The sequence below is a fragment of the Syntrophorhabdaceae bacterium genome, assembly GCA_028698615.1.
Taxonomy (GTDB): domain Bacteria; phylum Desulfobacterota; class Syntrophorhabdia; order Syntrophorhabdales; family Syntrophorhabdaceae; genus Delta-02.
Genome location: JAQVWF010000029.1, coordinates 18719 through 30598 on the forward strand (window position 1 = coordinate 18719; position 11880 = coordinate 30598).

An 11880-nucleotide genomic window follows, 5' to 3' on the forward strand; every position below is an offset into this window, starting at 1 on the left:
AACGGCTTCAGGTTTCAGGGATTGATCGTGTTCTTGCTTTTTCACCTGAAACCTGAAGCCGTTTTTCATTATTTCCAGACATCCGGCAGTGTTCCCTCCTCGCGGTGGCGCTTGAGTTCCCGTTTCCAGTATTCCTTATCCCTCACGCTGAGGCCGGCAAGAGAGACCTTCCTTATCTTTCTGATATAGAGCGAATAATCCTGTGTGTCGAAGTGGACGACCCTGCCGAGATTCCCGCCCAGATCCGACGAGACTATCGTAATCCCGTCGTTGCGAAGAAATTCCTGAATGAATCTGCAATTAACCCTGCCGACGCAATGAAAACTGTCCTTTCCGTCCTTTGGCGGGAGAAGGGAACTGCCCCCGCAGACTTTAGCCTTTAGATATTTTCGCTGGGCGCCGAGCTTCAACATGCCGTTTATGATCAGTTCCATGGCGTGCACGCCATAGCGGCCGGCTTCGGATATCACGATGGGTACGTCGTTGGTATACCGTTTGTTGCTGAGCAGGAAATGGTTCATCCCTACGACCCGGTTCACGGGGTCATAAAGACATGCGGAAACGCATGAGCCAAGAAGGGTGGAAATCCTCAGTCTTTTGTCGGTCACATAGTGATCTCCAGGAAAGAGCACCACGCGCTTTCCGTGGGATTCGTCGCGTATTATCATTCTTCATTGCCAACCTTTACCTCCCGCCCAGCAGGTACAGCAAACTGCGCCCCTGCATACTTATAATCGGAAGGCGTCCGAAAACCTTAAATAGAGAAGGGGTTTCAGGTTTTGGGTTTCAAGTTTCAAGTTTCAAGGGACCAGAAACCGGGGCATCGTAAGCCGGCTGCTGTCATATTGCCGCACGGTGCCAGGAGAACGGCAAAAGACGCTGAGGATGCCGACGGTCTTGCAATGAAAACCCCAAGATAATAGTATTGAACGTAACACCTGGAGCTCAGCACAAAAACTTCCTTTGGAGGTCACCATGGAAAGCGTATTTCAGGAAATAAAGCCCGAGAATATCGGTCACAATCCCTTCAAACTGATCGGTCGGGATTGGATGCTGATAACGGCGGGAACGAAGGACTCCTTCAACACCATGACCGGTGCCTGGGGCGGCCTTGGGATCATGTGGAACAAGCGCGTTGCAGTGTGCGTCGTGCGCCCGAACCGCTACACCTACGAATTCATGGAGCGCTCCGGGTCGTTCAGCCTGAGCTTCTTCGATGAGCAGTACCGTGACGCTCTTACATACTGCGGCACGAAATCAGGCAGGGACGTGAACAAGGTCGCCCAGACGGGTCTGACCCCTGTTTTCGGCGAGGACACGATATACTTCGCGCAAGCGAGCCTTGTTATAGAGTGCAGAAAGGTCTATTATCAGGATATTGAGCCGCGGAATTTCCTCGCCGGCGAGATGGACGGCTTCTACCCTGAAAAGGATTACCACAGGATGTACGTCGGCGAGATCTTGCGCTGTCTGTCGAGGTGACTTCGTCATCTGTGTTATGCGCAAATGGGCCTGCGGGGCGTCGCCCCCGTCTTGACAAGGAATGTATTTCGAAAAGTGTGCAGGATGAAACGGCGACGTGACCGCTCCTGTATATAATAATGGTAATAGAGAGAGGGAAACATGAGTGAAACAGGAAATAATGATTTGAAGTTGGGAAAGGGAACGGTCAAGAAGCCCCTTGAAAGGGCGAAGGGCACACGGCGTTCCAGACAGGTCCTGCTGGGAACCCTTTTCCTTGGCCTCCTTGTTGCCGGCTGGTTCTATTCGCTCATCGGGTATTTCATCCCCCTGTGCATGGTGGCCGGCGTCGGCCTGGCGGCCGTTCGCGGGAGGAAGTGGTGCAATTGGATGTGCCCTCGGGGTTCTTTTGCGGATACGTATATGAAGGCAATAAGCCCGGGGAGGAAAATGCCCGACTGGCTCAGACAGACGCCGGTGCGGGCCGGGGTTCTTGCATTTCTCATGGCCATGCTTGCCTTCCAGATCGTGCGCCTCTGGCCGGACCCCTATGCCATAGGCAGGTTCTTCGTCATCCTCCTTACCGTCACCAGCATCGTCGGGGTCTTCCTGGCGATTTTCCTTCATCAGCGCGCCTGGTGCTCGATCTGCCCCATCGGAAGCCTTTCCAGCTGGGTCGGCAGGAACCGGTATCAGCTGAAAATGGACAGGGAGGCCTGCATCGAGTGCGGCCTCTGCGCAAAGACATGCCCCATGCAACTTGCCCCCCAGGAGATGAAAGAGGGCAAAACCATGCCTTTCCGCGGCGATTGCCTCAAATGCGGCCTCTGCGTAAAGGGTTGCCCGAAAGAGGCCCTGAGTTTCCCAACATAAAGACGGTTTCACGCTTCATGTTCCAGGTCGAAGACACGTCCAGACCTGATGTTCAAGGCTAAAGGGCTCTCGTTCTTTTTCTGAAACCTTGAAACCTTGAAACCTTCTTTATGCCGTTCTTCCATTCATTGACAAAGCCTCTCAATTACTGTACTATTTGTGGTAATTTACTAAATTTCCTGTGTATTTGGATGAATACCGTACGCGATCTCATGTCAGAACAAGGCCGGGAAAATTCGAGGGTAGAGGTCAACAATCGTAAGTGCCGCAGGTGCTTCTACTGCGTGCAGCTCTGTCCCGCGAAGGCTATCAAGCTCGAGAAGGAATCGATTCGCATCATCCCTGAGCGCTGCATACTTTGCGGTAACTGCATCACCGGGTGCCCGCACCGGGCCATGACCTATCAAAGTGATGCAAGCGCCGTCAGGGACCTCATTGAGGCGAACGAGAACGTCGTGGCCTGTCTCGACCCCGCATTTCCAGCCGTCCTCGACAATGTGACCCCCTGGGGATTCAGCTACGCCCTTAAAGCCCTTGGGTTCAAGGAGGTGTGGGAAGGGGCCATCGGCGCGGAGCTGATTAGCGCGCCTTACCGCAAGCTTCTTGCGGGCGACCTTCAAAAGCCCGTCATATCCTCCTTCTGCCCCGTCATCGTCTCCTACATCGAAAAGTACCTGCCCCAGCTCGTGGGAAACCTCGCGCCTATAGTTTCCCCCATGATAGCGGCGGGAAGGGCAATCAAGAAGGCCAAAGGCGAGGGATGGCGCGTTGTCTATATCTCCCCGTGTCTTGCCCGGATGGGAGAAATGGACTACAAAGAGAACTCTGGCGCCGTCGATAACGTCATCACCTTCCGCGATGTGAGGTTCATGTTCGCCGAGGCGGGCATCAATCCAAGACGTGTCGACGAGGCGCCTTTTGACGGGCCCGTGCCGGCGCTGGGAAGGATCGTCCCTGTCATAGGGGGCCTCAACCGGAGCCTGGGGCACAGCTTCGACGTTCTTGTCGGCGAGGTCAGCGTCGCCTACGGGCGAAGGCGCGTCATGGCCGCATTGAACCAGCTTGCGAGAGGGTCCATCCAGGCCAGGTTCTTCGACCTCGTCTTTTGCGACGGCTGTGTTGACGGTTCCTTTGTCGAGCGCGAGCTTTCCGTGGTGGGACGCAGGCAGATCGTGTCGAGCTACGCCAAGTCCCAGATCGTCCCCATGACGGCGTCGATGCTGCAGCGGACCCTCAGGGACTTCGCCGATGTGGACATCACACGCAACCATGAACCCAACGTTCAGAAACTTCCCGATCCCAGCGAAGAACGGATACGCGCTGTGCTCAAGAAGATAAACAAGCTTCCCCCGCACAACAACCTCGATTGTCGTTCCTGCGGCTACAACACGTGCCGGGAAAAGGCCGTCGCCGTCGTGCAGGGGATATCGGAAGCGGAATACTGCCTGCCGTACCTCCTGGAAGACTCCAAGCGCGTCTACCAGCAGCTTGAAAAGTCCCACAGGGAACTGCAGCAGTCCCATCAGGAGCTTGAGCAGGCGCAGTTCCAGCTCATAAGGACGGAGAAGCTTGCCGCGCTGGGGCAGCTTGCCGCCGGCGTGGCCCACGAGATAAACAATCCCCTCGGGACGATCACCATTTATGCCCACATCCTGGCCAGGTCCCTTGACGCTGATGATCCCAGAAAGGAAGACATCGACCTTATCATCAGCGAGGCGAACAGGACAAAAGAGATCGTCCAGGGGCTGTTGAGCTTTGCCCGGGAGACGAAGCTCAAGCCCGGCGAGACCAACATCAATGACCTCATCGAGGAAACTCTCGGTCTTCTCGTGAATCAGGTCCTCTTTCAGAACATCAAGATAAAAAAGACCTTCGGGGATGACATCCCCATGCTCTTTGCCGATGCGACACAGCTCAAACAGGTTTTCCTGAATATCATGCTCAATGCAGCCCAGGCAATGGCGGGCAAGGGTTCTCTGGTGATCACGACGGCGCACGATGCCGGCATGATCACCGTAAAAATTAAGGACACGGGACCGGGCATTCCGCCGGAGAACGTGGGGAAGCTCTTCAATCCTTTTTTCACCACGAAGGAAAAGGGGACCGGGCTTGGGCTCGCCATTTCGTACGGCATCGTCGAGCGGCATTCCGGACAGATCGACGTTGATACCGAATTGGGAAAGGGAAGCACATTCATCATCACCCTGCCCGTTGACGCTGACAGCGCGGGGATACTGTCTAAGGCCAAAGGATTAGCGGCAAATCAAAATATAAATACAGGGAGAAGGAACTATGGCACAAAAAAGAATTCTCATCATTGATGACGACGTCGACTTCGTTGATCTCAACAAGGCTGTTCTCGAAAACAACGGCTTCGTCGTCGAAACGGCATTCTCCGCCCGGGAGGGTATGGACAAGGTGCAGTTCGAAGCGCCCGACCTCATCCTGCTCGACCTCATGCTGGAGAAACACGACACAGGTTTCAGTTTTGCCAAAGCGATCAAGGCGGATCCCCGCTACAAACAGATCCCCATCCTGATGATCTCCGCTGTTGCCGGCGAGACGGGATATGATTTCTCGCAGGACCAGGACGGCTACTGGATGAAGACCGATGATTTCGTGGCAAAACCGGTGGAACCGGAAGAACTGGTAAGAAGGATAAATGCTCTCATCGAAAGGGCGAAGTAGGTTAATTTTCAGGAATGCCAATGGCTGAATCTGTCAACATCCTGGTTGTCGACGATGAAAAAGGTATCCGCGAAGGATGCCGGAGGATTCTTTCATCGGAAGGGTACAGCGTCGATATCGCGGAAAACGGCAAGATCGCGCTGGACATGGTCAAGGGGAAACCCTACGACCTCCTTCTTGTCGACCTCATGATGCCCGTCATGGGCGGACTTGAGCTGATGGAACAGGTGAGGCAGATCGATCCGGGCATCATCCTGGTGGTTATCACGGGTTTTGCCACGGTGGAGACGGCCGTTGACGCCATGAAACACGGCGCCTACGATTACATACCCAAGCCGTTCAACCCGGACCAGCTTCTGGCGGTCCTGAACAGGGGCCTCGATAAGAGGCGGCTCACGATAGAAACGGAAAAGCTGCGCGAGGAAAGGGACCAGCGGCTTCTTGAGGTGGCAAGCGAAAAATCGAAGCTGCATACCATAGTGAATTCTATGGCTGACGGGATTCTCGTCATAAACCGCGAACGCCAGCTTGTCCTGTGGAACCCGGCCGTAGTCAAGATGCTCAACGTAACCTACAGGGTCGACGACTCCGGGGTGGGGATGGATTATCAGAAGGCTATACGGCAGGAAGACCTCCTCGAAGTTATCAACAAGGCGTTTTCCCCCGATTGTTCGCAGTATACGATCATCTCTGAAGAGGTGGTCCTTCCCGGGGAAGTGGCAAAGACCTTAATGGTCATTGTTGCAGGAGTGCGCGACGAAAAAGGCGAGAATCTCGGCGTCGTCTGTACCATCCGCGACATCTCCCGCCTCAAGGAGGTCGAAGAAGTGAAATCACAGTTCGTGAGGATGGTGGCGCACGAGATCAGGGCGCCGCTCGGGGCCATTGAGGGTTATCTCAATGCCTATCTCACGGGCGTAGCGGGCACAGACCCGCAGTTTAACAGGCAGATGCTGGAGCGGGCAAAATTGAGGGCAAGGTCGCTCATGGACCTCGTCAACGACCTCCTGCTCTTTGCGAAGCTGGAATCGAAAAAATTGGTAAGGAAGAAAGAGTTCCTCGATATGACGGAGATAATCGAAAGCACCGTTGAGCTCTTCAGGGTCCAGGGTTCGACAAAGGATGTTTCCTTTGTCATCGATATACCCGAAAAACTGCCCAGCGTCGAGGCCGATAAAGCCGAGATGGAGCAGTTGCTGACGAACCTCGTGTCCAATGCCATGAAATACAATGTCAAGAACGGGAAAGTCACCGTAAGGGCAGTGCCGGAAATCCCCTACCTCAGTATAAGCGTGAGTGATACGGGTATCGGCATCGACGAGCAGTCCCTCCCCAGCATCTTTGATGAGTTCTATCGGGTGCAGGGGCCCAATACGCGCTATACAACAGGCACGGGATTGGGGCTGTCAATTGTAAAAAGGATCGTCGAATCCCATTTCGGGCGCATAGAGGTCGAGAGCAAAGTAGACAAAGGGACGACCTTTACCGTTAAGTTACCTTTGAAGCAGGTGAACGAAAAGTAACTGTTTTGATAGAATTCAACTTTTGAAAAGGAGACGTTATGGCCACTAAGAAAGCTGCAAAAAACAACCAGATCGTGGAGAAGAATGTCCTCGCTCCTTCGATCACCATGTACAAGCTTAATGTTCCGGATATTGCCAAAAAGGTGAAAGCCGGCCAGTTTGTTGTTGTCCGCGGCGACGATATGGGAGAGCGCATCCCGTTGACCGTTGCGGATTATGACCGCAAAAAAGGAACCATCACCATCATCTTCCAGGAGGTCGGTACATCGACCCAGAAGCTCGCGAAGTTTGAGCAGGGCACGGCACTTCTCGACGTCGTCGGTCCTCTCGGAAAGCCCAGCCACATTGAAAAGTTCGGAACCGTTGTCTGTGTAGGCGGCGGCGTCGGCGTGGCACCGGTTCTGCCCATTGCCAAGGCGCTCAAAGAGGCAGGCAACGAGGTTATCTCAATAATCGGAGCCCGCAGCCAGAACATGCTCATTCTCGAAGATGAGATGAAGAAGGCTAGCACTACCGTGCATGTAACGACCGATGACGGCACCTACGGACATCACGGTTTTGTTACCGACGTCCTCAAGAAGATAATCGAAGAGCGCGGCGCCGACAAGATCGCCCTCGTCGTGGGCATCGGCCCCGTCATCATGATGAAGGCCGTCTGTGACGTGACCCGCCCGACGGCGATCAAGACCGTCGTCAGCCTCAATACGATCATGGTCGACGGTACCGGTATGTGCGGCTGCTGCCGCGCCACCATCGGCGGCGAGACGAAGTTTGTCTGCGTCGACGGCCCTGAATTTGACGGCCACGCCGTGAACTTCCCCGAACTGGTCCTTCGCCAGAGAATGTACAACAGGGAGGAAAGGCGCGCCCTCTGGGACCACAAATGCAAGATCGATGCCCAGGAAAAGGCCGTCAAGAAGGCCCGCAAGCGCGTGAAAATGCCCGAACAGGCTCCGAAACAGAGGATCCAGAACTTCGGAGAAGTGGCCCTTGGATATACGAAAGAGAACGCACTGATGGAAGCTCAGCGCTGCCTCGGCTGCAAGAAGCCGCCCTGCGTTGAAGGCTGCCCCGTCAACGTCCAGATCCCCCAGTTCATAGCGAAGATCAAGGAAGGCGATTTCATGGGCGCCATCCACACCATTAAAGAAACGAACAGCCTTCCCGCCGTCTGCGGAAGGGTCTGTCCTCAGGAATCGCAGTGTGAATCAAAATGTATCCTCGGCAAGAAATCGGAGCCCGTTGCCATTGGTCGTCTCGAGCGCTTTGCGGCGGACTATGAGCTTGGTCTCGGCGATGTCAGGGTCCCCGCAATGCCGAAGAAGACGGGCAAAAAGGTCGCCATCATCGGCGCCGGCCCCGCCAGTCTCACAGTCGCAGGCGAGCTGACAAAGAAAGGCCACGAATGCCACATTTACGAGGCACTTCATAAGGCAGGCGGCGTGCTTGTTTACGGCATCCCCGAATTCCGTCTTCCGAAAGCCATCGTGCAGCGCGAAGTCGACTACCTGGAAAAACTGGGAGCCAAGGTAAAGGTCGACTCCATCGTCGGCCAGACGGTGACCCTCGACGAGCTTTTCGGTCAGGGTTATGATGCCGCATTTATTGGCACCGGTGCGGGTCTTCCCTACTTCCTCAACATCCCCGGCGAGAACCTGAACGGTGTCTACTCGGCCAATGAGTTCCTGACGAGGGCAAACCTCATGAAGGCATACCTCTTCCCCGAATACGATACACCCATAAGGGTCGGGGCCAAAGTGGCCGTTATCGGCGGCGGCAACGTCGCCATGGACTCGGCAAGGGTCTCAAAGCGCCTTGGCGCGGACGTGTATCTCGTCTACCGCCGCAGCCGCGATGAGATGCCCGCCCGTGCGGAAGAAGCACACCACGCCGAGGAAGAGGGCATTGATTTCAGGCTTTTGACGAACCCCATCGGGGTCGTCGGAGACGAAGCCGGCTGGGTCAAGGGGCTTGAATGTGTTCAGATGGAACTCGGCGAGCCCGATGCATCAGGCAGGAGAAGACCGGTAGAGATCAAGGGTTCCAATTTTGTGCTCGATGTCGATGTTGTCATCGTTGCCATCGGCCAGGGCCCGAACCCCATCCTCACCTCCACCACCCCCGACCTGGAGCTCAGGAAATCGGGGAACATCGTGGCGGATGAGGAAACGGGACAGACAAGCCGCAAGGGCGTTTTCGCCGGCGGCGACATCGTAACCGGCGCCGCCACGGTCATCCTCGCCATGGGCGCAGGACGCAAGGCCGCGAAGGCAATAGACGAGTACCTTCAGACAAAGAAATAGGGATCACCGACGGAAATGAAAAGGCGGGGCAGTCAGCCCCGCCTTTTTTGTGCCGGCGAAAAAGGGGTCAGGACCCGCCATGATGGGCCCGGAGGCAAGCCAGGACATGGGAGCCTTTGAACAATGGCCGGCATGATGAAACAAGGTGGTTCAGGGGGTATGCCTCGAGAAACTTCAGCATACGCAATTGGGCTGATCCTGGATACTCCGACCGTTTACTGGCAAGAGCCTTTATCATAATGGATGATTATACGGGGTGGACAGAACGAGAATACTGCAAAGGTATCAGACGACCGTACCGCGTGATCAACCAGATACGGCGTCTTCATACCCATTGAAAACATTGTTGTGATTCCGCCATTTTTATTTGCCCACTTGTGTTTATGAAAGTTGACGCTATACTTGATATATAATGGACCATCGGCCTGACTAAAAAGTGGGGCGCTCTTATCACTCCTGCATCCGGTTCTGTGTTGTCAGTCAAAGGGTGATGAGAAATGTGGAGGCGTACAGGTTGTCGTGAAAGATGTTTCTCAGTTGTGGAGTTCCTCCCCCCAGGGGAAGGGACCCGTATCGTGGTTCGACGGGCAAGGCATTCAGTCGCCGTCGGCCCGCGGTTCCTTCATCGTATCACTCATAAAGACCATTCTTACCTCCGGATCGCTCCGGCGCTGATCGACTTCAGAAGAGTCAACAGACTCCTGCCGGATGTATGTGATGTTCCGGCCGTTCGAGCCCTTTCAGGGCTGGGACAAGCTTTTTAGAAAAGGGGGTACTCGTGCGCGACATGATCCAGAAGATCGTGGCAACGGAGGCACAGGGCAAGGCAGCCGTCGAAGAGGCCAAAGCCAAGGCGGACCGGATCCTGGCGGAGGCCCGAAAAAAGGCGCAGGATATCGCCGCGCGGGCACGGCAGGAGGCGGGTGCCGAAGCCGACAGCATCGTTGCGGCCGCTGTCGAGGCAGCGCAGAAGGAAAAAGACAAGAGGTTGGCCCAGGTTGCCGCAAGGATAGAAAACCAGGTGAAGATCGATGAGGCCGCCAGGAAACGTGTCGTAGAAGCGATCGTCCGCTGCATATGCAGGCCGTGACAGCGCCTTAAGGAGGCCGATGACAGGCAACCTCGATTATTTTGCCGCCCGCCTTCATGGCAGGCGCAGTTCAATGGCTGAAGGGGGCAGACTCGACGCCCTTTCCCGCATCCGGAACCTTCAGGAATTTATGCGCGCCATCTTTCCCGAGCGGGATTTTCGGGAGACCATAGATTTTCAACGTCAACTGATTGAGGAGCTTGCCGGCGAATTCTCGGCATTTCCCGGCCATCTGGACAGGGCCCAGAGGTATTTGATCGACTGGATGCCCGCCCGCCTTGAGGCCGAAAATATAAAAGTGCTCCTCAGGGCATCCATCACAAAGACTCCCGTGGAAGAGGTGACGAGCCATCTCGCTTCCCTGCCGGGGCAGACCGTGCCTGTAATTGAATCCCTCGTGAAGGCGGCATCGCTCAGTGATTTCGCGACGCTGCTTCCCATCGGGCCGCTGCGCAAAGGCCTCGAGAGGGCGATCAGAGACTATGGAGAAGAAGCGCGGCCTTTCTTCCTGGAGGCCGCCCTGGACAGCAGCTATCTGCAAGAGCTTGTCACGCGATTCAAGCTCCTTTCCGGCGGGGATCGACAGCAGACGGAAGCGGTGATGTGCCAGGAGGCGGACATCTTTCATCTTATGCTCGTCCTGCGCGGAAAGTTTAACTACGGTCTGACAGCGGACCAGTTGCTGCCCTTTCATATCCCGGGGACCAGGATACCCCGTGCAACCCTGGCCGCCATGCTCAATGACCACGACCCATGGGTCGCGGTTGGCCGCACGCTGATGCGCGCGATCGACCCCTTGCCCCTGGAGGGTGGACCCGGCGAGTCATCTTCAGCCATTCAGATACCCCTTCTGGAGAATCTGGCATGGCGGCGCTATTACCGGCTCGGAAATACCGCCTTCAGGCGCAGTCACATGGGTTTCGGCGTGGTCGTCGGGTATGTGGCCCTTCGCCGTCTGGAGGTGGCGAACCTCATAACGATCTCCGAGGGTATTCGCAAGGGTATTGCCGAGGATGTCATACGAGCTCGGATGATCCCTCGTCTGGACATGGAGGTGTCTCGTGTTTAGTGCGGCCCCGATGATGCGGCTCAGTGCCGTGATCCTTGAAAAGGATGAGCGGAAAGTGCTCGAAACCCTCGGCGGTATGGGAGTGGTGCAATTGACGCGCCTTCCGCCGGGAGTGGAAACGACGGCCCTGCGCGTTCGCGACGGGGGCGCCGAAATAGCGCGCTATGAACATTTTTGGATGCGGATCGAAGAAAGTCGGCGTCTCCTTGAGGTCCCCGTGCCGACTGCCGGAGAACCCCCTGCCGGACTGGTTCTTTCCGAAGTCGATGAGAGACTGCGTTCCATCGAGGAGCACATCGGCGAGGTGTCCGACCTTCGCAGGGCCTACAGGCAGCGGCAGAGGGAAATGGCGGCACTGTGCGACCAGGTATCGGGTTATCGCGGTCTCGACGTGCCCCTCGACAGTCCCGATCGTTTCTCCTTCCTTCATTTCGTAACAGGCAGTCTGCCGACGGAAAACCTCGAAAGTCTCCGGGCGGAACTGGGCGACAATGTGGCCCTGGTGACGCTGGAAGGGCCCAAAGGCCGGCAGCCGGTGATCGCGATGACGACGCGTCAGGGTTCCGGTTTCCTCGATGAAGCCCTGCAAAAAGCGGGCTTTCAGCGCGAGGCCCTGCCGGAGGCCGAAGGCGCAACGGTCGATACACTGTGCGCGGAAAAAGAGAAAGAGCATCAACGCCTTGAATCTGCGCTGGATAGGCTCGATGCGCGCATTCGGTCGCTTTCCGATGAATTCGGGCCATACCTGAATGGGATGGAAACCATGATCGGGATGGAACTCGGCCTGCTTAGGGCCCAGCAGGCCTTAAGCCGCACCGAGGCCACCTCGGTGATCGCGGGATGGATCCCGGCGGACGAGGCACCGGGCGTCGG

General features: G+C 56.0%; 10 protein-coding genes. 9 read left to right on the forward strand and 1 reads right to left on the reverse strand.

All coding sequences use genetic code 11. The annotated features are described in order from the left end of the window. Positions 1–68: 68 nt before the first annotated feature. Positions 69–668, reverse strand: a complete 600-nt coding sequence (locus PHC90_10255) for a chemotaxis protein CheD (protein MDD3846728.1) — start codon at positions 666–668, stop codon at positions 69–71. A 307-nt stretch (positions 669–975) separates the two neighbouring features. On the opposite strand from PHC90_10255, the gene PHC90_10260 reads away from it, so the two are divergent. The 9 genes from PHC90_10260 to PHC90_10300 form a co-directional block, all read left to right on the forward strand. After that, a complete protein-coding gene (locus PHC90_10260; protein ID MDD3846729.1) occupies positions 976–1482 on the forward strand; it encodes a flavin reductase family protein in 507 nt (168 codons plus the stop codon). Between the two features lie 141 nt (positions 1483–1623). Further along, positions 1624–2334 (forward strand): 4Fe-4S binding protein, encoded by a 711-nt coding sequence (locus tag PHC90_10265; protein ID MDD3846730.1) that lies wholly within the window; start codon positions 1624–1626, stop codon positions 2332–2334. Between the two features lie 212 nt (positions 2335–2546). After that, positions 2547–4655 (forward strand): [Fe-Fe] hydrogenase large subunit C-terminal domain-containing protein, encoded by a 2109-nt coding sequence (locus PHC90_10270; protein MDD3846731.1) that lies wholly within the window; start codon positions 2547–2549, stop codon positions 4653–4655. Further along, positions 4627–5022, forward strand: a complete 396-nt coding sequence (locus PHC90_10275) for a response regulator (protein MDD3846732.1) — start codon at positions 4627–4629, stop codon at positions 5020–5022. Before PHC90_10270 ends, PHC90_10275 begins: the two co-directional genes overlap by 29 nt. Positions 5023–5042: 20 nt before the next feature. Next, complete coding sequence (locus tag PHC90_10280) at positions 5043–6545, forward strand: response regulator (protein ID MDD3846733.1); 1503 nt, start codon at positions 5043–5045, stop codon at positions 6543–6545. Between the two features lie 38 nt (positions 6546–6583). Continuing rightward, positions 6584–8848 carry a bifunctional dihydroorotate dehydrogenase B NAD binding subunit/NADPH-dependent glutamate synthase gene (locus PHC90_10285; GenBank protein ID MDD3846734.1) on the forward strand — a complete coding sequence of 755 codons (2265 nt, stop codon included), beginning with the start codon at positions 6584–6586 and terminating at the stop codon, positions 8846–8848. A 778-nt stretch (positions 8849–9626) separates the two neighbouring features. Beyond that, positions 9627–9938 (forward strand): hypothetical protein, encoded by a 312-nt coding sequence (locus PHC90_10290; GenBank protein ID MDD3846735.1) that lies wholly within the window; start codon positions 9627–9629, stop codon positions 9936–9938. A gap of 19 nt (positions 9939–9957) precedes the next feature. Then, positions 9958–11007 (forward strand): V-type ATPase subunit, encoded by a 1050-nt coding sequence (locus tag PHC90_10295; GenBank protein ID MDD3846736.1) that lies wholly within the window; start codon positions 9958–9960, stop codon positions 11005–11007. After that, positions 11000–11880 (forward strand): hypothetical protein (locus tag PHC90_10300; protein MDD3846737.1); only part of this gene is annotated, 881 nt, incomplete at its 3' end. The genes PHC90_10295 and PHC90_10300, both read left to right, overlap by 8 nt.